Here is a 21936-nt window from a genome sequence, read left to right as displayed (position 1 = left end):
AGGTAGTGTTTTGAGTACAATGGTACTTGCTGTCCTTGCTTTGGGTACACTAGTCTGTATCCTAAAACGACATGTTCAACTAGACCGAAACGAAAGTTGGGAGAATGATGATTCAATTCAACAAAGTGAAAAAGGTGTATCCCAATGGCACCGTCGGCCTGGATAATATCAATCTGACTATTCATCCGGGGGAATTTGTCATCATCGTCGGCCTTTCTGGTGCGGGGAAATCCACGCTGTTGCGTGCGATGAACCGACTCCACGAGATCTCTGAGGGTGAGATCTTGATCGACGGGAAATCGATCACCAAGGCAAAGGGTGCCGATCTTCGTCGCATCCGCCGTGACATCGGTATGATTTTCCAAAACTTTAACCTCGTCAAGCGCGTGACCGTTCTGCGCAACGTCCTGTCCGGCCGCGTCGGCTACCACGGCACGATGCGCACGCTCCTCGGCTTGTGGCCGAAACGCGACATCGAACTCGCGCACGACGCGCTGCGCCGCGTCAACATTCCGGACAAGGCGTACGTTCGTGCCGACCAACTGTCCGGTGGTCAACAGCAACGCGTCTCCATCGCCCGCGCTCTGGCGCAAGAAGCGAAGATCATCCTCGCCGACGAACCGGTCGCCTCTCTTGACCCGCTGACCACCGTCCAAGTCATGGATGACCTCAAGCGCATCAACCAAGAACTCGGCATCACCACCATCGTCAACCTTCACTTCCTCGACCTGGCTCGCAAGTACGGCACCCGCATCATCGGCCTGCGCGCCGGCAAAGTCGTATTCGACGGTCCGGTGGAAGACGCGACCGACGACGTGTTTGCCGAAATCTACGGCCGTAAGATTCAAAAGGACGAGCTGCTCGGCACCGTGGAGGCCTAAGCATGAACCAGTCCAAAGCGATCAAACCACCGTCCAAGCTCAAGTACACGTTCATTTTCCTGATCCTTGCCGTGCTTTATGTATTCAGTTACATCGGGATCAAAGTGAACTTCGTCGATCTGTGGACCGGCTTGCCGAACATCGGCGACATGCTGTCCCAGCTCTGGCCGCCGGACTTCGTCTACTTCAAGTCGATCATGAAGCCGATGATGGAAACGCTTAAAATGGCAATTCTCGGGACCTTCCTCGGGGCAGTCCTTGCGATTCCGTTCACTCTGCTCGCAGCTCGCAACGTCTTCGTCAACCGTTGGGTGACCGGTATTACCCGCGTCATTCTGAACTTCGTCCGTACGATTCCGGACCTTTTGCTGGCTTCGATCTTCGTTGCCATCGCAGGTTTGGGGCCGCTGGCGGGTGTCGGCGCTCTGGTGTTCTTCTCGTTCGGGATCATCACCAAGATGACCTACGAGTCGGTCGAAACCATCGACCCGGGTCCGCTGGAATCGATGACCGCCGTCGGTGCGAACAAAATGCAGTTCATCGGGTTCGCCGTCGTTCCGCAAGCACTGCCGGCGTTTGTTGCGTACGTACTTTACACATTTGAGGTCTGTGTTCGCGCCTCTGCTATTTTGGGTCTCGTCGGTGCAGGCGGGATCGGGATGGTGCTGAAGACCAACCTTGACCTGTTCAACTACACGCACGTCACCTCTATTATTCTGTTCACGCTGATCATTGTGATCATCATCGACTCGATCAGTGCGGCAATTCGGGAGAAACTGCTATGAGCCAAGCACAGAAGACTTTTTCCGCACCGAAAAAGACCACCGGCCAAAAGATCAGCAGCACGATCTCTTGGATCATCGTTATCGGCTTAGTTCTCTGGTCCACGACGGGAATGTCCTTCGATTGGCAAAAAGCCCTGAACTCGATGCCGATCGTCAAGCGCATCTTCCAAGGCTTGTTCCATCCGGAATGGACCTTCTTCAACGAATCAGAGGGCGTTGTCGACAACATGTTGATTACGTTGGAAACCGCGTTCCTCGGGACGTCGGCCGCCGCCATTCTCGCCGTGCCGTTCGGCTTCCTCGCCGCTCGCAACATGTCGAAGCGCTTCGTCTGGATCTCGTGGATCGGCAAACGGATCTTGAACGTCATCCGTACGCTGCCGGAATTGATCGTCGCGATCGTGTTCCTCGTCGCCGTCGGTCCGGGTCCGTTCGCGGGGATGCTCGCCATCGGCTTCCACTCCATCGGGATGATCGGCAAGCTGTACTCGGAAGCGATTGAGAACATGGACGAAGGTCCGATGGAAGCGCTCACCGCCGTTGGCGCGAACCGCATTCAGACGCTGTTCTTCTCCGTTCTTCCGCAAGTGTTGCCGGAATTCTTCTCATTTGCTCTCTACAAATTCGAAATCGACGTTCGTGCAGCGTCCGTCCTCGGGATGGTCGGGGCCGGCGGGATCGGGACTCCGCTGCTGTTCTCCCTGCAATCGCAGGCGTGGAACCGCGTCGGGATCATCTTCATCGGGATCATCATTGCAGTCGTCATCATCGACTTCATCTCCGGTGCGATCCGCAAACGTCTCGTGTAAGATACGTTTTGTCCAATTTGTGAAAAGCCCCAAGGGAGCCTTGGGGCTTTTTTCTATACATGCTGGTATAGAAACGACAAGTAGTCTACAATAATGAGGTATGCAAACTGGCTTCTCAGACAGAAGGAGGATGTAACATTCATGGGCGCAATGGGTTGGCAATTGCAGGCATTTCTCTACGGCACCTCGATCGTCGCCGGGATCCTGCTGACGCTCTTGTTACGACCGTCTCGCAAGGGCATCGGGATTCTCTTGGGTGCAATCTTCGCAGACGGATTTATGTTTGTCGGCTCTCACTTGCTGGGCCTGAACTTCGGGCCGATGATCCAGTTGGGTCAAAATGAAACGCCGCTGGTCGTCGATGTGATTTTCGCATTGATCGGAGCCGCGATCGGTGTGTCGATCGCCCGCGCGTTTAAAGCTCGTTCGTAATCTTCACCCCTAGACATATTTAAAACAGAAGGAAGAGAGAATTATGGAACAGATTCAAACCAAAAAAGCACTGCCGATTCTCTTCTTGGTGATGTTTCTCGTCATGTTGGGCTTCGGTATCATCATCCCGGTGCTTCCGTTCTTTGCGCAGTCGTTTGGCGCATCGTCCCTGCAACTGGGCTTCTTGATGGCGGTGTACTCAGTGATGCAGTTCATCTTCGCTCCCGTTTGGGGCGGCGTGTCGGACCGCATCGGTCGCAAACCGGTCATGTTGATCGGCATCTTGGGACTTGCCCTGTCGTTTTTTGCATTTGCGTTTGCCGGTCAACTCTGGGAGTTGTTCGCCATCCGCATCGTGGCGGGGATCTTGTCTTCGGCAAACATGCCGACCGTTACGGCGTATGTGGCAGACATCACCTTGCCTGAGGAGCGTGGCAAGGGCATGGGCATGATCGGGGCGGCCGTCGGCCTCGGGTTCGTATTCGGCCCGGCAATCGGCGGGATCGCGTCCAAGGGTGGCTATTCGATGCCGTTCCTGATTGCGGGCATCTCGTCGGCGGTGACGTTCTTGTTCGTCCTGTTCGTGCTCAAAGAGTCGCTGCCTCCGGAAAAGCGTAAACAAAGCGGCGTCAAAGAATCGCGATGGAAAGCGTTCTCCGGCAACCTCGCCACGCTGTACATCATGAACTTCGTCGTCTCCGTCTCGATGGCGGGCTTGGAGACCACCTTCGCGTACTACGGTGCGGACAAGGCGGGTCTCGATACGCTTCACCTCGGTTACATCTTCATGATCATGGGCTTTGCAGGCGCGCTCGTACAGGGGGGTCTGATCGGTCGCTTGATCAAAAAGTTTGGCGAAGGCGCTGTCATCCAGATGGGTCTCGTCATCTCGGCCGTCGGTTTCGGTTTGATTCTCTTGACCGACTCGTTCTGGACCGCGGCGCTGTACCTCTCGATCTTCGGGATCGGCAACGGGTTCATGCGCCCGTCCGTCACGGCGTTGATTTCCAAGCGCACGACGGCGGGCCAAGGCAACGCATCCGGTCTGCTCTCCTCGTTCGACTCGCTCGGCCGAATCGTCGGCCCGCCTGTCGGGGGCGCTCTGTATGCGATTGGCACCGGGTTCCCGTACGTCTCGGGCATCATCTTGAGCGCGGTGGCGCTCGTGCTGTACTACGTCTTCGCAGGACGTGACAAATCAAAAGCCACTGCCTAAGCAAAAAAAGCCTCGACCCCATCCGGGAGTCGAGGCTTTTTTTATTTCGTTGCCGTCCGCCCGCGCATGTTGCGCAAGAGGAACCACAGAACGGCGAGCACGAGCAGGCCGAGAATGCCGTAAGAAAACGGCTTGATGTACGGTTCCACTGAGCCCCAGTTCGAACCGAGTTTGAATCCGAGGTAGGTAAGCACGTAGTTCCACGGCAAGCAGCCAAGGAACGTGAACAGCAGGAACTTGCCGAAGTTCATCCGTGCAATCCCTGCCGGAAGCGAAATGAAGGTGCGGATGACAGGCAAGTTGCGACCGAAGAACGCCGCCCATTCACCGTAGCGTTTGAACCAACGGTCGGCTTGGTCAATGTGTTTTTTCTTGATCAGGACATACTTACCGTAACGCTCCAACCATTCGCGACCTTTGGTTGCTCCGACCCAGTAGGTGAGGACGGAACCGACCAGATTGCCGAATACTCCGGCCCAGACGACGCCCCAGAATGTCAGCAGACCTTCTTCGGCATGGAAGCCGCCGAACAGCATAATGACCTCACTGGGAAGCGGGATGCAGGCGCTCTCGATGATCATGGCGAGGAAAACTCCCCAATGTCCGAACGTCTCAATCAGACCGGTGGCGATGGAGGAAAGCCACTCAAGCAGTGCGTGCATGTACAATACCTTCCTTGTCTACGATTGTCCCTCCTATTGTACACGTTTTTCCAACCAACTTGCCCATTCCTTTACGAAAACTTTTTGAGAGTTCAGGTCATGGAGGGTGCGCTGCCACTTGCGGAGCGTTTTTTCCAACGAACGACCTTCGTGGTGGTACTTGTGGATGACTTTGACGGCGCGGTAGGGATAGGCGAGCAGGGCGATGAGAACCGGCGCTTCCTGTGGCCGAAGCGGGCGTTTGGCGTGGTACGCTTCAAACAGCTCGCAGGCAAATTCCTGCGACCAGCCGTGCGCCGCCAATGCGTTGCTCAGAAAGTCGCTCACATCCTGCACCCACACATCAAGCCGGAACGAGTCGAAGTCTATGAGGCACACGCGCCCGGACTCGTCGACGGTGAAGTTTTCCGCTTTGACGTTGCCGTGCACGAGGGTGGCGGAGTTTTCGATGTCTTGCACCATTTGTTCATACGCCGAGTGTTGGAGCATCACTGTCGCATACGCCGCCAATCCCCGGAGTTCATCAGCCATTTGCACCACTTCGGCTTCAAATCCGTTGCGAGGGGAGGTGAACGCTGCAAGCGAGGCATGAAGTTCCTCGTTGCGCTCGGCAAACCGCGCCAACCACTTGCCGGAAAAAGCGACTCGCTTCACATCGTCGGGCATCTCCATCCCGTGAGAGGCGTGGTGGAAACGACCCAATTGCGCCGCCGCTTGCAGCCATTCTCCCCGCGAGCCGACGTCGAGCGTTCGACCTGTCCACGGGGTCAGGACCCACGGTTCCTCCTCGATCTCCGCCCACGGTGCTCCGTCGAGGGTGTGGCAGAAGCGGGGGGTGTCGTGGAAGCCTTTTTCTGCCAAACATTCAATGGCATGGTGGTCAAAACCGAGTCGGCCGCGGCCGTGTTTTCCACGTTTGAAACAGTAAATGCCGTCTGTGGCGGTCACTTTGAAAACCGGGCCGAACGGCTCCAGTTCCAAGACTTGCAAACCCCAGTGCGTTTCGATGTGCTGTGCGTTTGTCGGCATGTCGATCACCTCTCTGTCATCATTCGGTACCTTTATTCATATTCGTTCAGACTAGGCGAAGTTCTCACAAAATTAGAATCATGGACGTATACTTGTCCGAGAATTGCATATTTGTTATAGTAGACTAGAATGTGTCTCAGATTGAGATGCTATCCTATGGAACCATATGTGGAGAAGCCACAATAAAGCGAGGGAAGACTTAATGAGTATTCTTGGAACTCTAGCGGATGGGGCCTTTATTGGTTTACAAGGTCTGACCGGGGCGCTCAGTGCCTACCAGGTTGGTGTCTCGCTGTTCGGCCTCCGCCAGAAGCAAGAAACGATCACACATGCTCCCCGGAAGTCGTTCGCGATCTTCGTGGCGGCTCATAATGAAGCTGAAGTCATCGAACCGTTGATTGAGAACTTGCAAACGTTGGATTATCCGAGAGACATGTACGATATCTTCGTGATCTGCGATAACTGCACCGACAACACCGCTGAGATTTCTCGTCGTGCGGGTGCGTTGGCGTTTGAGCGCTTCGATGACGCCAAGCGCGGCAAGGGTCACGCAATCGAGTGGATGTTGGAACGCTTGTGGGAACAGGAGAAGGACTACGACGCAGTTGTCATGTTCGATGCCGACAACCTCGCCGCTCGTAACTTCCTGCTCGAAATGAACGAGAAATTGCTGACGGGCGCACGCGTCATTCAGGGCTACTTGGCGACCAAGAACCCGAACGACTCGTGGATTTCCGTGTCGATGGCGATTTCGTACTACTACACGAACCGCTGCTGGCAGTTGTCCCGTTACAACCTCGGCCTGGCGAACTCGCTGGGCGGCACCGGGATCTGCATCGACACCCCGCTGCTCAAAGAGATGGGCTGGGGCGCTACGTCGCTTACCGAGGACGTCGAGTTCACCGCTCGTTGTGTCGAACGCGGTGTGTACCCGTCTTGGGCGCACAACGCGATCGTCTATGACGAGAAGCCGAACACGATGAAAGCCTCGTGGAAGCAACGCCTGCGCTGGATGCAAGGTCACTTCGACTGCGCGTCCCGTTACTTCTGGCCGTTGCTTGGCAAGTCGATCAAACACCGCAACTGGCACATGCTCGATGCGGCGCTCTATCTGTTCCAACCGATGCGTCTGTTGATCATCTTGGTCACGTCGATCGTGCTCTACCTCCAACTGGTGATGCCGGAATGGTGGGCCGTTACGAACGTGCAGCGCGTGCTGTTGCCGACCCAGTACTGGATTCTCGTCAACGCACTGCTTTATGCACAGTTGCCGCTCTCGATGTTCTTGGAGAAAGCCGGATGGCGAGCTTACTTGGCGTTGCCGATCTACCCGATCTTCCTGCTCACGTGGTTCCCGCTCACCGTCATCGCGTTCTTCACCAAGAACAACAAGACGTGGAGCCATACTGCGCACAGCCGTGCGATTCGTCTCGACGAATTGAGCAATTAAGTTGCGCAAAGAGTACGGAAAAAACACCCCGGCCTGTTGGCGGGGGTGTTTGTTTTCGTATTCGGTTATCCTTGTAACAGACGGCGAATGGCATCGCGACCAATCGTCCCGACGGGGATGCCCATCTCTTCCATTTTAAACGTGACCGATTCAAGAGGTGCGTCGAGCAATTCGTCCAGCGTTTTGACACCGACTGCGCGGCCTGCGATGATGCCGCGCGACGCCAGTCTTTCGTTGAGCAGCCCGACATCGAGCGCACCGCACATGATGTACCCAATGTCGGTCGTGACCACGATCAAGTTCGTTTTGGGCAGTTGAACGGAGATGCCGAGGGCGATTTTGTCATCAAACGGGATGGGAACAACGTTGATCATCGAACTCCTCCTCCTCAATCATTCGCACATCACCATACCATATGCACCTGGGGGTGCCACCTATGAAAATCGTCTTGGCAACGCTGAACGCCAAATATATACACACGTCACTCGCCCTGCGCTATCTCCGCGCTTATGCCCGTGAGGACTTCCCGGACATCGACCTCTGCGAGTACACGATCAAAGACCCGGCTCTGTCGGTCGCAGCGGATATTCACAGCCGCAAACCGGATGTCGTCGGGTTCTCCGTCTACATCTGGAACATCCAAGAGACGATCCCGATCATCCAGATGTTGCGCAAGACCAATCCGCAGATCAAGATCGTGCTCGGCGGACCGGAAGTTTCCTATGACTCTCGGATGTGGCTGGAACGTCTGCCGGAAGTGGACTGCATCGTCATCAACGAGGGGGAGAAAACGTTCCATCGTGTCTTGACCGAGATGAAGCGGGAAAGCGAAACGGGCGAGCGGGCCAGACTCGACCTCGTGCCCGGCATCGTGTATCGCGATGTCGAAGAGCGTGTTCAACAGACGTTCCCGGCGGACAAGATGAAGCTCGATGAAATCCCGTCCCCGTTTGACGACGACGATCTGCCGACGCTGGTCAACCGCGTCGTGTACTTCGAGTGCTCGCGCGGCTGTCCGTTTTCTTGCTCGTATTGCCTCTCCTCGATTGAGACCGGGGTGCGCTACTTCGATCTCGACCGCACGCTGTCCGAACTCAAGCGCCTGATTGACGCGGGGGTCAAGACGGTGAAGTTCGTCGACCGCACGTTCAACATCCACCGCCGCTATGCGTTGACGGTGTTTGACTTCCTGATCAAGAACCACAACGGCACGATCTTCCAGTTTGAGATCACGGCAGATATCTTGAAGCCGGACGTGGTGCAGTTCTTGGCGGAGAATGCCCCGCCCGGCATCTTCCGTTTTGAGATTGGGGTGCAGTCCACGAACGACATCACCAACGACATCGTGCAGCGTCGCCAGAACTGGGAGAAGCTCACGAACACGGTGCTTGGCGTCAAGAACAGCGGCAAGATCGACCAGCATCTGGACTTGATCGCAGGTCTTCCGGAGGAGGACTATGCGTCGTTCCGCAAGACGTTCAACGACGTGTTCGAACTGCGCCCGGAAGAATTGCAGCTCGGCTTCCTGAAAATGTTGCGCGGCACCGGCGTGCGGGCCGAAGCGGAGAAGTACGGCTACCAGTACATGGACAACGCGCCGTATGAGATCCTCTCGAACAACGTGCTCTCGTTTGACGACGTGATCCGCATCAAGCGCGTGGAGGACGTGTTGGAGAAGTACTGGAACGCGCATCGTGCCGACCGGACCATGGAGTATCTGGTGAGCAGCGAGTTTCAGACGCCGTTCGACTTCTTCCAAGAGTTCGGCGACTATTGGGAAGAGCGCGGGTGGAACCGCATCGGTCACCAGTTGGAGGACCTCTTCAAACGCCTGCAGCAGTTCCTCGAAGCAAGAGGCACGAAGTCGATGGACGTCGTCCTCGGTCTCATGAAGCTGGACTACCTCAAAGCGTTCAAAAACAAACCGCGTGCGATCTGGTGGGAGCGCACGTTGGACAAGCAGGCATCGTCGCGCCTGATCCAAACTCTCGCGGACTCTCCGGAGATGATGGGCGCAGAGTTCGCCGCTCTGAAACTCACCGAGCAAGATATCCACAAGCACTGCTTGTTGGAAACCATCCCGTTCGAACCGGGCACGATGGACTTGCATGTTCACCTCTTGGTGGCGTACTACGAGCCGGGCCAAGGGCGGGAACCGCTGTATTTCCACGCCGCGATGTCGGCGTTCGACCCTGTCTTGGCGTAGCAAAAACCCCGGGTCCGAAAGGGCACGGGGATTTATTTTTACAAAACCGAAATATTTCGGTACTATGGTAGTGGGGCAAAGGGTAGATTTGTACAAAAAGGATACACTACACGAAGAACAAGGGGGTAACAACAATGTCAGATGTAGTAAAAATGATGAAAGACCTGACCGAAGTTGACGGCGTACCGGGCTTTGAACGCGAAGTACGTGAGAAAATGCAAGGCTATTTGCAACCGCTTTCCGACGAGATTGTCCGCGATCGACTGGGCGGCATCCTCGGGAAAAAAGTGGGTCAAGCAGACGGCCCGAATATCTTGGTAGCAGGCCATCTCGATGAGGTAGGCTGGATGGTTACATACATTACCGACAAAGGCTATCTGAAATTCCAATCGCTCGGCGGCTGGTGGCCGGCTGTTATGCTCTCCCAACGCGTCCGCATCAAAACCAGCAATGGCGATATCATCGGCATCATCGGCTCCAAAGCTCCGCACGTGCTGACGGCCGAAGAGCGCGGCAAAGTCACCGAGATCAAATCGATGTTCATCGACATCGGTGCTCGTGACAAAGAAGACGCCGAGCGCATGGGCATTCGCGTGGGCGACCCGATCATCCCGGTTTCGGACTTCTTCGAGATGCGTGACGGCGAGTTCTGGGCAGCGAAAGCGCTCGACAACCGCGCAGGTTGCGGTGTAGCGATTGAAGTTCTGAACCAACTGAAAGACCAAGACCACCCGAACGTCGTCTTCTCCGGCGCTACCGTGCAAGAGGAAGTCGGTCTGCGCGGTGCGCAAGTCATGGCCAACCTCGTGCAACCGGACATCGCGTTCGCAGTCGACGTCGGTCTCGCGTACGACACCCCGGGCTTTGAACTGTACCCGGCTTCTTGCAACCTCGGCGATGGTCCGCTGATGATGATCTTCGACGCGTCGATGGTTCCGCACGTAGGTCTGCGCAATCTCGTCATGGACACCGCGAAGGAACTGGGCATCAACCTGCAAACCGACGCTCTCGCAGGCGGCGGCACCGACGCAGGCAAATTCCATCTCACCGGCATCGGTTGTCCGTCGATCGTCATCGGCTTTGCAACCCGCTACATCCACAGCCATACCGCGATCATGGCTCGCAAAGACTTCGAACAGGCGGCAGAACTGATCACGGCTGTGATCAAGAAACTCGACAAGAAAACCGTTGAGGAACTGCACCTGTACTAATCTCTTTTTTTCTAAAAAGAACCCTTCTTCCACATGCGTGGGAGGAGGGTTTTTTCCGTTTCTTGACATACTAACGGGAGAGAGAGAAAGGGGTGTCTCAGACGTTGGTTTTCTCACTTCTTGAAAATGTACCGCTGGTCGCTTCCTTTTCCGCGATTTTTTTGGCGCAGGCGGTCAAGATTCCGTTGCACTTCTTGTATCACCGGGAGTGGGATTGGTCGCGTTTTTTCGGATCGGGCGGGATGCCGAGTTCGCATTCGGCGGGTGTGATGGCGTTGGCTTCTTCTTCGGGGTATCGCGAAGGGGTGGGCAGTACGATGTTTGCGATCACCTGCGTGTTGGGGCTGATCGTCATGTACGATGCAATGGGCATCCGCCGTCATGCCGGTGAGCAGGCGATGGCGATCAACGAACTGGAAGAGGCGTTTGACAAACATATCGAGACGGACGACCCTGAATTCTCCCGTCGTGGACTGCGCCGCCAGCGCAAGCATCTCAAAGAACTGCTCGGCCATCAGCCGATTGAGGTGGCGGGCGGGGCGGCATTCGGCGTGGCAGTGGGGTTGGTGTACTCGCTGATACTGACTTGAAAAAGTGAGGGGGTGTGAGGGCATGTCGAAATTTGAGCCGGACTATGTGTATTTTGAACCGAAGGCGTTGGAGTATGAGGTGGGGGATCGTCTGTACCGGATGTTTAAAGAACAGGGCAAACCGATCCAAACCACGACTTCGCACAACCGGGTAACCGGCATCCCAGGCGACACGCCGCAACAAGCGTACCGCAATGCGAAAAGCACGCTCGTTGTCGGGATCAAAAAAACGATGAAGTTGGAGACCTCGAAACCTTCCGCCGACTTCTCGCTTCCGCCGTCGACAGGGTGTCCGGGGCACTGTCATTATTGCTATCTCCAAACGACGATGGGCAAGAAACCGTACATACGAGTGTACGTCAACATTGATGAAATTTTGGAGACGGCGCAGAAGTACATTGATGAACGGGCGCCGGAGCCAACCGTTTTTGAAGCGGCTTGTTCGTCCGATCCGATTGCCGTGGAGTATTTGACGGGGAATTTGAAGCGGATGATCGAGTTTTTTGGAGAGTCGGAGTTGGGGAGTTTGCGTTTTGTCACGAAGTACGATGAGGTGGACTCGCTGCTCGACGCGAAGCATAACGGCAAGACTCGGTTTCGTTTTTCGATCAACTCGCGCTATGTGATCAAAAACTTTGAGCCGGGTGTCGCCAATTTTGAGGAGCGGATCGAAGCGGCGGGGAAGATCGCGAAGGCGGGGTATCCGCTGGGGTTCATCCTCGCGCCGTTGATGATCTATGACGGGTGGCAAGAGGGGTATGCGGAGTTGATCGAGCGTTTGAGCCGGGTGCTCGTGCCGGAAGCCAAGAAGAATCTCACGTTTGAGTTGATCCAGCATCGGTTTACGGCGACGGCGAAGAAAGTGATCTTGGAGCGGTATCCGAAGACGAAACTCGACATGGACGAGGAGAAGCGCAAGTACAAATGGGGGAAGTACGGGCGAGGGAAGTGGGTGTATCCGACAGACGATGCAACGGCGTTGGACATGCATCTCCGGGCGTTGATTGCGGAATACTTCCCAGAGGCGCGGGTTGATTACTTCACGTAGAGAGGGTCTGCTGATGAGCCGAGACCGAGATGGAATTCGAAGTGCGTTGCAAGCCGATTTTGAGGCGGGCACGGATGAGGCGTTTACTTTGAAAGAAGTTCAAGAACAAGCAGAGGAGGCTACCACACATGGACAACAACAACGCGATCCAGAAGGGTCTGAACGCAGCGAAAGACGCGGCTCGTGAAGAGGGCCTGCAAAACCAAGTCGAAGAACTCGCAAGCCAGATGGGACTCAACACCAACGGCCAAGACGACGACGGCGACGGCGCCCCGCTCGCAGCCAAAGACGGCTTCCGCGCCGATTACGACGACAGCTCGGATCTGTAAAAAAAAACGCCTCTGGTGGCTGTGGCCGCCGGAGGCGTTTTTTTACTAGGCTGGATTTTCTGTTTTTGATAGAATGGGAGGGTACTTAAATTTACTAATAAGGGGATTTCCTGTGTATAAGTCTCGTATTTGGACAGCCGCACTTGCGTCTCTGCTCGCACTCTCTCCGCTGGGTGCTCTCAGCGCGACGGCGGCAGACGCTGCGAATTCTAATTTTCCAGATGTTCCGAAGAGCTACTGGGCGTCTGATGCCATTTTGAAAATGCGCGAAGCAGGCGTGGTCAACGGAGCCACAGGCTCTGACGGCGTGCTCTACTTCAACCCGAACGGCAGCGTCACCCGTGCCGAATTCGCCAAGATGATCACCGACGCTCTGCATCTGACCAAGTCAACCTCCGCCCAGAAGTTCCACGACGTCGGCGCACACTGGGGCGCAAGTTACATCTCGGCCGCGACAGACGGCGGTTTGATTTTCGGCTACGAAGACTCCACCTACCGCCCCGAAAACCGGATCACCCGCGAAGAGATGGCCGTCATGCTTCAACGTGCCATTCGACACGGTAACCTCGCCGACAAGCCGGAGTCGAGTTTCAAATTCAACGACGACAGCTCCATCAGCGACTGGGCGCGCCAAGACGTCTACCAAGCGTACCAACGCGCTCTGCCAAACATCACCGACAACAACTTCGAACCCCGCCGCAACGCGACCCGTGCCGAAGCCGCCTACATGATCTACAAAACGCTCAACGCCCTGAACGAAAAGCCCCACCCCGTCCAAGAGACAAACGGCATCAAACAAATTACCGCTGTCAAGAACGGCCACATCGCCCTCTTCGACGGCACGAACTGGAACACGAAGTTCTGGAACGGGGTAAACCTAGGCGCGACGACACCGGGTCACTATCCGGGTGAACTCTCGCCGACCAAGCAAGATTATCTGCGCTGGTTCCAACAGATGAAGGCGATGAACGTCGATCTCGTTCGCGTGTACACGATCTTGCCGCCGTACTTCTATGAAGCGCTTGACGAGTTCAACGCAGGACGCACAGACCCGCTCTATTTCCTCCAAGGCATCTGGTCGCCTGAGGAGGAGTTGATTGCAGACGGCAACGGAGCCGATGCGCTGTCCTCCGCGATCACCAACCAATTCAAAGGCGAGATCGTCGACGCGGTGCACGCCGTCCACGGAGATTTGAGCCGTCCGGTGATGCCGGGTCATGCTTATGGCACGTTCCGCACCGATGCCTCCAAATACCTGGCAGGCTGGCTTCTCGGCACGGAGTGGTTCCCGAACGCCGTCAAGTTGACCAACGACAACCATCCGGGGATGCAGCCGTACAGCGGGACGTACTTTGCGGCGAAAGCGAATGCGACGCCATTTGAAAGCTGGTTGGCGCAGTTGCTCGACACCGTGGGCACGGAAGAGATGAAATTCGGCTGGCAACATCCAGTGGCGTTTACGAACTGGGTCACCGCCGACCCGCTCAAGCATCCGGAGGAACCGTTCCCCGAGGAAGACATGGTGTCGGTCGACCCGACGCACCTCGGCAACACGGACAAATGGAGCGCAGGGTACTATGCGGCGTACCACGCGTACCCGTACTATCCGGACTTCCTGCGTTTTGATTCCGGCTACCAGACTTACAAAGATTCGACCGGCGCGGTGAACCCGTATGCCGGCTACCTGCACGATTTGAAAAAACAAACGCCGGGCCTGCCGATCATGGTGGCAGAGTTTGGCGTGCCGAGCTCTCGCGGGATGGCACATCGCGGGCCGTTGGATCGCAACCAAGGGATGCATACGGAGCAAGAGCAAGGGCAAATCGATGCGGACTTGCAAGGAAGTATCTACAACGAAGGGTATGACGGCGGGTTCGTGTTCTCGTGGCAAGACGAGTGGTTCAAGTACACGTGGAACACGATGTCGCTCACGATGCCGCGTGACCGTCGTGCGTTTTGGTTCAACCGCTTGACGAACGAGGCGAACTTCGGCGTCGTCGAGATGGAGCCGGGCAAGACGGCCGACGATGTGATCCGACTGGACGGGGAAACGTCCGATTGGGCGAAGCGTGCGAACAAAACCACCGCTTCCTATCCGGGCTTCGACCTCTCCGTTTCGCACGATGAAGCGTACCTGTACCTCTTGGCACAGAAAAAGTCGGGCAACTGGGACTTTTCAAAAGAGACGTTCACGGCGGGCTTTGACGTGCTCGGCGGCGGCAGTGCAACGGCGGACAAAGCTCCGGGCGTGACGTTCAAGTCGCCGGTGGAGTTCCTGCTGCAAGTGAAGGGAGACAATGACGGGTCGCGACTGTACGTGAACAGCGCGTATGACCAGCATACGTTCCAGTATGCCGGCAAGTCGGGCGGCGTGGTGCCGTTCGATCCGTCCTACCAAGACGCGGCACAGGGCAAGTTCCTCCCGTGGAAACTCGCGCTCTCGTATGCGCTCAAACTCCCGCAGAGCGGGAAAAACATCCCGTTCGAAGACCTCGACGTCGGGATCATGAAAACGGGACAGACGTCGCTGTCCGACTGGTACGCCAAAGGCAATGTGTTGGAAGTGCGAATTCCGTGGATGATGCTGGGGTACACCGACCCGAGTTCCCTGCAAGTCTGGGACTACCCGTACTCGGCCGGCAAACTGCAAGCCGCACAAAGTCCGGGCGTCACCGTCGAGCCCCTGCTGCGTGCCAACACGGACACCGCCCCGGTGACGGTCGATTCCACGCCCTACACCTGGGCCAAATGGGACGTCCCCACCTACCACGAACGCTTGAAAGACAGCTACTACATCCTGCAAAACGCATTCAAAAACTACAAACAACCCAAGTAGTCTTCAAGCAGAAAAAAGACCCTCCCACGCACACGGGGGGGTCCCATTCGTAAAAATGCCACACGTACTGAGTTGGTCACTTTTTCAAAAAAAGCCACTCGTCCTGAGTGCGCCATGTTAACGAACAAAGCCCCCGTCGATTGGCGGGGGCTTTGTTTTTTTCTGTTTTGATTACGCGCGGGCACCACTCGGTTGCGTGGTGGTTTGGGAAGTGGAGGTTTGCTTTTTCGTCTTCGCTTGGAGGAAGATGTTCAACGCCACCGCAGTGAGCGAGCCGGTCACAATGCCGTTTTGCAGGAGCATCTTCAGCGTGGTCGGCAGTTGGTCGAACATCTGCGGGACGGTGGCGGAACCGAGGCCGACGGCGAGGGAGCAGGCGACGATGAGCAGGTTTTCATTTTGCTTGAAATCGACTTCGGACAGGATGTTGATGCCGGACGAGACGACCATTCCGAACATCGCGATCATCGCACCGCCAAGCACGGCACTCGGAATCACAGTCGCCAGAGCCGCCAATTTCGGCAGGAGACCCAGCACGACCAGAATGCCGCCGGCCGCGATGATGACATTGCGGGTTTTCACACGGGTCAGAGAGACGAGGCCGACGTTTTGCGAGAAGGTGGTGTACGGGAAGGAGTTGAAGAACCCGCCGAGCAGGATGGCGATGCCCTCGGCACGCAGACCTTTGACGATGTCGTTTTCTTTCAGATCAGCCCCGACGATCTTGCCGAGCGCGAAGTAGACGCCGGTCGATTCGACCATCGAGATGATGCAAACGAGCACCATCGTCAGAATCGCGGAGATGCTGAACTGCGGAGTGCCGAAGTAGAACGGCTGAACGATGTTGAACCACGAAGCATCCGCAACGTTTGCAAAAGAAACCATACCAATGAACGAAGCTGCAATCGTCCCCACAATGAGACCGATCAAAACGGAAACGGCACGAACGAATCCGGTGAACAGACGGTTGATCACGAGAATCAGCAACAGGGTACCAAGTGCCAGAACCAAATTGCGCGGTTGACCGAAGTCCGGTGCACCTTGACCGCCGGCGGCGTTGTTCATGGCAACCGGGATCAGCGTCAGACCGATGATCGTGACAACCGAACCAGTCACAACGGTCGGGAAAAAGCGAAGCAGTTTGCCGAACAGCGGAGCGAGCAGGAACACCGCAAGACCCGCGACGAGAATCGAACCGTACGCCGTCGCGAGGTTTGACGTGGAAGAGATCGCAATAATCGGGCCGACCGCCGTAAACGTACAACCGAGCACGACCGGGAGCTTGATGCCGACAAATTTCGTGCCGATCACTTGCAAGAGCGTCGCCAGCCCGCAGGTAAACAGGTCGGCGGCGATCAGATACGCCATCTGCGTCGGGGTCATCTTCAACGCACCGCCGATGATCAACGGAACGATAATCGCCCCTGCATACATCGCGAGCACATGCTGGAGACCGAGGGTGAAAATCTTTTGTTTGCTCAACATGGGGGGAGCCTCCTAGAAGGAAATAAGATAAGTTCAAGATCGAATCGGTACGAAACAGGAGTTGTGGTTCAAGCAAGGAGTGCTCTTCGGAAAAGTTACTTCGTCGCGACGGGGGTGAGGCTCTCCTCTTCGAGGAACTCCATATGCTCCGGCGACATCGACTTGATGCGGGCGAGCGAATGAATTTTGACACCTGTCGCTTCGAGCTTCGCACGGCCTTCTTGGAAGCTTTTTTCAATGACAGCGCCGATCCCGACGAGATGAGCCCCCGAGAGGCGGACGATTTCTTGCAGCCCAAGCAGGGCGTCGCCGGTCGCGAGGAAGTCGTCGACGATCAGCACGCGATCTTCTGCCTGCAGATAACGCTTCGAGACGCTTACGTTAAACGTCTCCCCGCGTGTGAAGCTGTGTACGGGAACGGTGTAGAGGTCTTCGGTGAGGGTGACGGCTTTTTTCTTCTTGGCGTAGACGAACGGAACGCCCAGCGCCACCGCCGTCGCCAGCGCGAAATGAATGCCGCTCGCTTCAATCGTCAGCACTTTGGTCACGCCCTGTGCGCCAAACTCCGCCGCGAACGCTTTGCCGATCTCCATCGTCAACCCTGCATCGACTTGGTGGTTCAAGAACGAGTCCACTTTCAACACCTGACCGTTCAACGCGACGCCGTCTTGGCGGATGCGATCTTGCAACAATTTCATCTCTCACCGTCTCCTTTGTAGTCAGAAAAAGTAAATAGCCCGGAAGGATAGACTTCACTCGCCGAAAAATCGCAAGTGAAACCTATCCTTCCGGGCTTTTCTCCCTGGGGTGTAGCGCATCTGTTTCGAAAACAAACACGCCTGCATCGCTCGGACCAGCTCTTTTTTTCACCAAAAAAGACGGAACCCTAGATGCACTTTCACTCGTAGTCAAGCAATTTACGGTCGCTTGGTAGAGACTTATGGGCCATATCCCCAAAAATTATACGAGTTCGATATTCAAGTTTAGATACAATCTAGCATAGAGTTAGAAGAACGAGCAACCCCTTAACTCTGTTACTCACGCTCAATTTTATCCATCACGACCGACAGCGCCAGAGCGCGGCTCATCGTGACGTTGCTGCCGTAGATGACCAATCGTTCGTCATCGCGCGGCACGGCGATGGCGTAGAACTCGCCTTTCATGTTCTCAAACACTTCGATGTCGTACTCGCCTTTTTCCGTCTGGTATTCATAGGACTCTTTGCGCAGCAGTTTGCCGCCCTCCGGGACCTCTGCTTCGTGCCATTCTTTGGGCATTTGCATCCGAAATCACTCCTTCTCGAACCTTATTGTACCAAAAAACGGGCGCATAAAAAAACACCTCGGCGATCCCTACTCGCCAAGGTGTCAGTCTGGTACGGGATGTATGATTACATACCTGTTTGCAACATGGTGCGGGCGGATGGCGCGAGCATCTTGGATACGTAGCGATCACGAATTTCCTTCGTCATCCGCTTTCTTTCATCCAAGGGCAACTCGCGGATCTTGGTTTCCTGCATGTAGCGGATGCTTTTCAGCTCTTGCAGGTTTGCTCCATCCGCATGACGCGTGTAGTAGAGGTCGTCTAGTTCAGTTACAGTCATGTCGTGCAGCATCTGAGTTGCCCTCCTGTGTGAACTGGATTTCCCCATACCCCTTACGTATAACTAATTCGAATACTTTAAGAAAAATCCTCTTTTTCAGTAGATGGCGCATACGGGCAAAGTATGACGACAATCGGCACCCGATTTGGTACAATACCCACTAGATACCAACGAACGGCAAGGAGACGAGCGGATGAATCAAGTGGTTGTAGAGACGTTGCAAAACCGCCTCGCGAGTGAGGGTCGCGTCACGTTTGCCGAGTTTATGGGGACGGCGCTGTACCACCCGACGGCCGGTTATTACAACCGTCAAGAGATGACGATTGGCGAAGGCGGAGATTTTTACACATCGCCGATGGTACACCCGATTTTTGGCGCGTGCATCGCTCGGCAAGTGTTCCAACTGTGGGTGGAATTGGGACGACCGGCATCTTTTATGCTTCTGGAAATGGGAGCGGGTGTCGGTCAACTGGCGGTTGATCTGTTGAGAACGGTAGCGGGAGCGAATCCGGGCTTTTTTGCCGCGATTCAGTATGTGATCGTCGAGCAGGGGGCGCACTTGCGCGAACGGCAGAAATCGAACTTGCACGAGCACGGCTTCACGGAAAAAGTGACGTGGTACGAAACTCTCGACGAAGTTCCGGGTCAGGGGGAACGCGAGGGCGTGATTCTGTCCAATGAATTGTTCGACGCGTTGCCTGTGCATCGTCTGGGCAAGAGCGGGGACGGATTTGTCGAGTATTACGTCGTTGCAGACGGTGCGGGTTTCGCAGAGGAGCCTGGGCCGTTGTCCGATCCGAAGTTGGCAGACTTGGTCGATGAGGATACGAAAGCCCACTTGCCGGAAGGGGAGCGGGTCGCCGTCTGCCCGGCGGCGGTGGACGTACTTCAGGCGATGGGTCGTTTGCTGAACCGCGGGTTCGTGATGACGATCGACTACGGGAACCTCGCGCCGGATGTGCATCTCCAGCACAAGCAAGCGGACGGCGTGCGAGGCTATTATTATCAAAAACTCACCCAGCCTCTCCAATACGTGGGGCAGCAGGACTTGACGGCCGACGTCGATTTTTCGCTGTTGATTCGAAGCGGCGAGAAAGTCGGACTGCACGAGGTCGGGTTCACCACGCAGATGAAGCTGCTTGGAGGCAACGGTTTTTTGCAAAAAGTGCAAGAGTTGCGCAACAAGCGATTCGATCTCATGGCGGACGCAGAATTGTACCGCATGTTGAATTTGTTCCTCCCGCAATCGCTCGGCGATGTGTTCAAGGTGCTGTTTCAGGCCAAGGGCGTTTCGACGGAGGGTCTGTCGGGGCGGTTGAATGCGCTTGCGTTTACGTTGGATGAGTAGAAGTTGGAGGGGTACAGGAGATGCGAACGCTCTTGATCGACATGGATTCGGTGATCTGCGACCTCATGACGGAGTGGCATCGCCGGTACAATGCCGACTATGACGACGATTTGTCTGTGGCGAAGTTGCATTGCTGGCAGACGGAGAAGTACGTCAAACCGGAATGCGGGACGAAAGTGTACGACTATCTCGACGAGCCGGGCTTGTTTCTGAACTTACCGCCGTTTCCTGATGCAGTCGACGTGTTGGAACGGTTGAAAAAAAACTACGACATCCTGCTGGTCACTTCGTCTCGCACGCATGCGTACACGGAGAAGGAGCAGTGGGTGGAAAAATACCTGCCGTTTGTCGGCAAGCACAATTTGATTTTCGCCCATCGCAAGGACATGATCTGCGGCGATTTGCTGTTTGACGACGCGCCGCACAACCTGTTGGCGTTTCAGGGGTCAGGGCGCGAGGTGGTGGCGATGGATTATCCGTACAACCGGGACATTGACGTCCCGCGTGTCAGCAGTTGGTTGGAATTCGAAGCACTCCTACTACGAAAGTGGGGCGAGCGGGATGAAGGCAACAACTGATGTGGTGATTCTTGGCGGCGGACCGGCGGGTCTGTCCGCTGCGATTTGGTGCCGACGGCTGGGACTTCATCATCTCTTGTTGGAACAAGGGATGGAGCTTGGCGGGCAATTGCATGCCATTCACAATGAGATCATCGACTATCCGGGCATCTTGGCGGCGAACGGGTATGAGGTCAAGCGCGTGTTTGAAGAAAATGTACGCCGTGTGGGCTGTGACGTGGAGACGGGCGTGCGGGTTTTGGAAGTCGACGTGGCCCAGCAGGTACTCTGGTGGCAAACGTCGGAGCAAGCGGGAACTCCGGAAGTGTCGGAGTTGCATTTTCAAAGTTTGATCTTGGCAACCGGTTCGGGAGATCGGCGGTTGCGTGTGCCGGGGGAAGCGGAGATGTTGAAGCGAGGCGAAGTGTATTCGGCGTCGCGGGACTCCGCCCTTTTTTCCGGCAAAAAAGTCGCCGTCGTCGGGGGCGGCGACCGTGCCTTGGAAGGCGCACTGCTCCTCGCTGACGGTGGCGCGCAGGTGACGTTGATTCACCGTTCGGAGCGGTTCCGCGCTCGTGCCGAGTTTCGGAATCGGGTGTTGAGCCATCCGGGGATTGAGTTGTTGACGTATGCGACTGTGACTTCGGTGCTCGGGTCGGATCACGTGACAGGTTTGGAAGTGGCACTGCCCGGCGGAGAAGTTCGCAAATTGGCGGCAGAGGCGCTTTTTGTTCGCGTGGGGGTGGAGCCGAGCTCTCATCTGGTGCGCGGGCAGATTGTGACGGATGAGGACGGTTTTGTCGAAGTGGATGAAGTGGGGCAGACGTCTGTCGAGTTTGTGATGGCGATTGGCGATGTTTGTACGCGGCCTGTGTATTCGAGCATCGCCAAAGCGGTCGGGCATGGCATGACGGCGGCGAAGCATCTGTCGGTCGTGTTGGCGGAGAGGAGGGAAATTTGGTGAGGTATGAATTTTCCGGTGCCTATCCGGGGCAAAAAGTTTGTTTGACGTTTGACGAGCGCGAGTTCGTGGAGCCGGGGTATGTGTTGGTGTTTGCGTTTTGGCAAGGGCAGTTGTTGCTGACTCGTCATCAGCGGCGCGGCTGGGAAGTGCCCGGCGGGACACGGGAAGCGCAGGAATGGCCGATTCAGACGGCGGTGCGCGAAGTGTACGAAGAGACGGGAGCGGAACTGGCTGCAATTGAGCCGTTGGGGCAGTATGCCATCGAGTTGGATGGGACCCCGCCGTTTGTGAAGACGATCTATGTGGCTCGAATTGCGCGGATGCATGCCATTCCGGCTGGATTTGAGACAGAGGAAGCGAAGCTGTTTGCAGAACCGCCGTCGGTGGAGGAAGTGCGTGCGGGCGCGGAGTTCAGCCCGATTTTAAAAGACGAGGTCTATCCGTTGGCGCTCGAACGCGTGTTGAAGCATCGTTTTGCACAGGTTGAAAAATAGC

At 56.0% G+C, this 21936-nt stretch carries 23 protein-coding genes and 1 riboswitch; of the genes, 16 read left to right on the top strand and 7 right to left on the bottom strand.

Translation table 11 applies throughout. The features are described 5' to 3' along the window. Positions 1 to 107 precede the first annotated feature (107 nt). The 5 genes from phnC (at position 108) to JJB07_RS07150 (ending at position 4123) form a co-directional block, all read left to right on the top strand. Positions 108 to 881 (top strand): phosphonate ABC transporter ATP-binding protein, encoded by a 774-nt coding sequence (gene phnC / locus JJB07_RS07170; protein ID WP_201634455.1) that lies wholly within the window; start codon positions 108 to 110, stop codon positions 879 to 881. 2 nt (positions 882 to 883) lie between these two features. Next, positions 884 to 1666, top strand: a complete 783-nt coding sequence (gene phnE / locus JJB07_RS07165; protein ID WP_201632915.1) for a phosphonate ABC transporter, permease protein PhnE — start codon at positions 884 to 886, stop codon at positions 1664 to 1666. Then, positions 1663 to 2475 carry a phosphonate ABC transporter, permease protein PhnE gene (phnE, locus tag JJB07_RS07160; protein ID WP_201632912.1) on the top strand — a complete coding sequence of 271 codons (813 nt, stop codon included), beginning with the start codon at positions 1663 to 1665 and terminating at the stop codon, positions 2473 to 2475. The genes phnE (JJB07_RS07165) and phnE (JJB07_RS07160) overlap by 4 nt, the downstream gene beginning before the upstream one ends. 141 nt (positions 2476 to 2616) lie before the next feature. Beyond that, positions 2617 to 2907 (top strand): hypothetical protein, encoded by a 291-nt coding sequence (locus JJB07_RS07155; protein WP_201632909.1) that lies wholly within the window; start codon positions 2617 to 2619, stop codon positions 2905 to 2907. Between the two features lie 52 nt (positions 2908 to 2959). Further along, on the top strand, positions 2960 to 4123 hold the full coding sequence (locus tag JJB07_RS07150; RefSeq protein WP_201634452.1) for an MFS transporter: 1164 nt from the start codon (positions 2960 to 2962) through the stop codon (positions 4121 to 4123). Positions 4124 to 4164: 41 nt separating this feature from the next. Here JJB07_RS07150 and JJB07_RS07145 read toward each other — a convergent pair whose 3' ends face one another. Together JJB07_RS07145 and JJB07_RS07140 are read right to left on the bottom strand one after the other, a co-directional pair. After that, the gene (locus JJB07_RS07145) at positions 4165 to 4785 is read right to left on the bottom strand and encodes a DedA family protein (RefSeq protein WP_201632906.1); all 621 of its coding nucleotides are present in this window, start codon (positions 4783 to 4785) and stop codon (positions 4165 to 4167) included. A gap of 33 nt (positions 4786 to 4818) precedes the next feature. Then, the gene (locus tag JJB07_RS07140) at positions 4819 to 5814 is read right to left on the bottom strand and encodes a phosphotransferase (protein ID WP_201632903.1); all 996 of its coding nucleotides are present in this window, start codon (positions 5812 to 5814) and stop codon (positions 4819 to 4821) included. A gap of 202 nt (positions 5815 to 6016) precedes the next feature. Between JJB07_RS07140 and JJB07_RS07135 the strand changes: the two genes are divergently transcribed. Continuing rightward, positions 6017 to 7264, top strand: coding sequence for a glycosyltransferase family 2 protein (locus JJB07_RS07135; protein ID WP_201632900.1), 1248 nt, complete (start codon positions 6017 to 6019; stop codon positions 7262 to 7264). 65 nt (positions 7265 to 7329) lie between these two features. Here JJB07_RS07135 and JJB07_RS07130 read toward each other — a convergent pair whose 3' ends face one another. Beyond that, positions 7330 to 7638, bottom strand: coding sequence for a YunC family protein (locus tag JJB07_RS07130; protein ID WP_201632898.1), 309 nt, complete (start codon positions 7636 to 7638; stop codon positions 7330 to 7332). Between the two features lie 62 nt (positions 7639 to 7700). Between JJB07_RS07130 and JJB07_RS07125 the strand changes: the two genes are divergently transcribed. From JJB07_RS07125 to JJB07_RS07100, 6 genes are all read left to right on the top strand, one after another. Then, positions 7701 to 9470 (top strand): B12-binding domain-containing radical SAM protein, encoded by a 1770-nt coding sequence (locus JJB07_RS07125; RefSeq protein ID WP_201632895.1) that lies wholly within the window; start codon positions 7701 to 7703, stop codon positions 9468 to 9470. A 134-nt stretch (positions 9471 to 9604) separates the two neighbouring features. Next, positions 9605 to 10681, top strand: coding sequence for a M42 family metallopeptidase (locus JJB07_RS07120; protein ID WP_201632892.1), 1077 nt, complete (start codon positions 9605 to 9607; stop codon positions 10679 to 10681). 92 nt (positions 10682 to 10773) lie between these two features. Further along, complete coding sequence (locus JJB07_RS07115; protein WP_347338325.1) at positions 10774 to 11271, top strand: divergent PAP2 family protein; 498 nt, start codon at positions 10774 to 10776, stop codon at positions 11269 to 11271. A gap of 22 nt (positions 11272 to 11293) precedes the next feature. After that, on the top strand, positions 11294 to 12319 hold the full coding sequence (splB, locus tag JJB07_RS07110; protein WP_201632889.1) for a spore photoproduct lyase: 1026 nt from the start codon (positions 11294 to 11296) through the stop codon (positions 12317 to 12319). Between the two features lie 128 nt (positions 12320 to 12447). Next, positions 12448 to 12648 carry a hypothetical protein gene (locus tag JJB07_RS07105; RefSeq protein WP_201632887.1) on the top strand — a complete coding sequence of 67 codons (201 nt, stop codon included), beginning with the start codon at positions 12448 to 12450 and terminating at the stop codon, positions 12646 to 12648. A gap of 112 nt (positions 12649 to 12760) precedes the next feature. Continuing rightward, positions 12761 to 15484 carry an S-layer homology domain-containing protein gene (locus tag JJB07_RS07100; RefSeq protein WP_201632884.1) on the top strand — a complete coding sequence of 908 codons (2724 nt, stop codon included), beginning with the start codon at positions 12761 to 12763 and terminating at the stop codon, positions 15482 to 15484. 171 nt (positions 15485 to 15655) lie between these two features. On the opposite strand, the gene JJB07_RS07095 is transcribed toward JJB07_RS07100, so the two are convergent. The 4 genes from JJB07_RS07095 to JJB07_RS07080 form a co-directional block, all read right to left on the bottom strand. Then, entirely contained in the window at positions 15656 to 16969 is a 1314-nt protein-coding gene (locus tag JJB07_RS07095) for a nucleobase:cation symporter-2 family protein (protein WP_201632881.1), read from the bottom strand. A 95-nt stretch (positions 16970 to 17064) separates the two neighbouring features. Next, entirely contained in the window at positions 17065 to 17667 is a 603-nt protein-coding gene (locus tag JJB07_RS07090; RefSeq protein ID WP_201632879.1) for a xanthine phosphoribosyltransferase, read from the bottom strand. 187 nt (positions 17668 to 17854) lie between these two features. After that, positions 17855 to 17957, bottom strand: a riboswitch (purine riboswitch). A 46-nt stretch (positions 17958 to 18003) separates the two neighbouring features. Next, positions 18004 to 18252, bottom strand: coding sequence for a hypothetical protein (locus tag JJB07_RS07085; protein WP_201632876.1), 249 nt, complete (start codon positions 18250 to 18252; stop codon positions 18004 to 18006). Between the two features lie 107 nt (positions 18253 to 18359). Then, positions 18360 to 18584 (bottom strand): hypothetical protein, encoded by a 225-nt coding sequence (locus JJB07_RS07080; protein ID WP_201632874.1) that lies wholly within the window; start codon positions 18582 to 18584, stop codon positions 18360 to 18362. A gap of 181 nt (positions 18585 to 18765) precedes the next feature. Here JJB07_RS07080 and JJB07_RS07075 point away from each other — a divergent pair, with 181 nt between their 5' ends. From JJB07_RS07075 to JJB07_RS07060, 4 genes are read left to right on the top strand one after another with little or no spacing between them, the layout of a single operon-like run. Next, positions 18766 to 19920, top strand: a complete 1155-nt coding sequence (locus JJB07_RS07075; RefSeq protein ID WP_201632872.1) for a class I SAM-dependent methyltransferase — start codon at positions 18766 to 18768, stop codon at positions 19918 to 19920. Between the two features lie 20 nt (positions 19921 to 19940). Continuing rightward, a complete protein-coding gene (locus JJB07_RS07070; protein WP_201632871.1) occupies positions 19941 to 20498 on the top strand; it encodes a 5' nucleotidase, NT5C type in 558 nt (185 codons plus the stop codon). Further along, the gene (locus JJB07_RS07065; protein WP_201632869.1) at positions 20482 to 21441 is read left to right on the top strand and encodes an NAD(P)/FAD-dependent oxidoreductase; all 960 of its coding nucleotides are present in this window, start codon (positions 20482 to 20484) and stop codon (positions 21439 to 21441) included. Before JJB07_RS07070 ends, JJB07_RS07065 begins: the two co-directional genes overlap by 17 nt. After that, positions 21438 to 21935, top strand: a complete 498-nt coding sequence (locus tag JJB07_RS07060) for an NUDIX domain-containing protein (RefSeq protein ID WP_201632867.1) — start codon at positions 21438 to 21440, stop codon at positions 21933 to 21935. The genes JJB07_RS07065 and JJB07_RS07060 overlap by 4 nt, the downstream gene beginning before the upstream one ends. Position 21936 lies beyond the last annotated feature (1 nt).

Origin of the sequence: Tumebacillus amylolyticus (assembly GCF_016722965.1) — a bacterium.
Taxonomy (GTDB): Bacteria; Bacillota; Bacilli; order Tumebacillales; family Tumebacillaceae; genus Tumebacillus; species Tumebacillus amylolyticus.
Note: the sequence above shows the minus strand (reverse complement) of the source record. Positions and strands in the feature narration are given on the sequence as shown.

Bases quoted from the DNA above. Each gene is read 5' to 3' on its own strand.
- phnC (WP_201634455.1), top strand. From the start codon at position 108: ATGATTCAATTCAACAAAGTGAAAAAGGTGTATCCCAATGGCACCGTC.
- phnE (WP_201632915.1), top strand. From the start codon at position 884: ATGAACCAGTCCAAAGCGATCAAACCACCGTCCAAGCTCAAGTACACG.
- phnE (WP_201632912.1), top strand. From the start codon at position 1,663: ATGAGCCAAGCACAGAAGACTTTTTCCGCACCGAAAAAGACCACCGGC.
- JJB07_RS07155 (WP_201632909.1), top strand. From the start codon at position 2,617: ATGGGCGCAATGGGTTGGCAATTGCAGGCATTTCTCTACGGCACCTCG.
- JJB07_RS07145 (WP_201632906.1), bottom strand. From the start codon at position 4,785: ATGCACGCACTGCTTGAGTGGCTTTCCTCCATCGCCACCGGTCTGATT.
- JJB07_RS07140 (WP_201632903.1), bottom strand. From the start codon at position 5,814: ATGCCGACAAACGCACAGCACATCGAAACGCACTGGGGTTTGCAAGTC.
- JJB07_RS07135 (WP_201632900.1), top strand. From the start codon at position 6,017: ATGAGTATTCTTGGAACTCTAGCGGATGGGGCCTTTATTGGTTTACAA.
- JJB07_RS07130 (WP_201632898.1), bottom strand. From the start codon at position 7,638: ATGATCAACGTTGTTCCCATCCCGTTTGATGACAAAATCGCCCTCGGC.
- JJB07_RS07125 (WP_201632895.1), top strand. From the start codon at position 7,701: ATGAAAATCGTCTTGGCAACGCTGAACGCCAAATATATACACACGTCA.
- JJB07_RS07120 (WP_201632892.1), top strand. From the start codon at position 9,605: ATGTCAGATGTAGTAAAAATGATGAAAGACCTGACCGAAGTTGACGGC.
- splB (WP_201632889.1), top strand. From the start codon at position 11,294: ATGTCGAAATTTGAGCCGGACTATGTGTATTTTGAACCGAAGGCGTTG.
- JJB07_RS07105 (WP_201632887.1), top strand. From the start codon at position 12,448: ATGGACAACAACAACGCGATCCAGAAGGGTCTGAACGCAGCGAAAGAC.
- JJB07_RS07095 (WP_201632881.1), bottom strand. From the start codon at position 16,969: ATGTTGAGCAAACAAAAGATTTTCACCCTCGGTCTCCAGCATGTGCTC.
- JJB07_RS07090 (WP_201632879.1), bottom strand. From the start codon at position 17,667: ATGAAATTGTTGCAAGATCGCATCCGCCAAGACGGCGTCGCGTTGAAC.
- JJB07_RS07085 (WP_201632876.1), bottom strand. From the start codon at position 18,252: ATGCAAATGCCCAAAGAATGGCACGAAGCAGAGGTCCCGGAGGGCGGC.
- JJB07_RS07080 (WP_201632874.1), bottom strand. From the start codon at position 18,584: ATGCTGCACGACATGACTGTAACTGAACTAGACGACCTCTACTACACG.
- JJB07_RS07075 (WP_201632872.1), top strand. From the start codon at position 18,766: ATGAATCAAGTGGTTGTAGAGACGTTGCAAAACCGCCTCGCGAGTGAG.
- JJB07_RS07070 (WP_201632871.1), top strand. From the start codon at position 19,941: ATGCGAACGCTCTTGATCGACATGGATTCGGTGATCTGCGACCTCATG.
- JJB07_RS07065 (WP_201632869.1), top strand. From the start codon at position 20,482: ATGAAGGCAACAACTGATGTGGTGATTCTTGGCGGCGGACCGGCGGGT.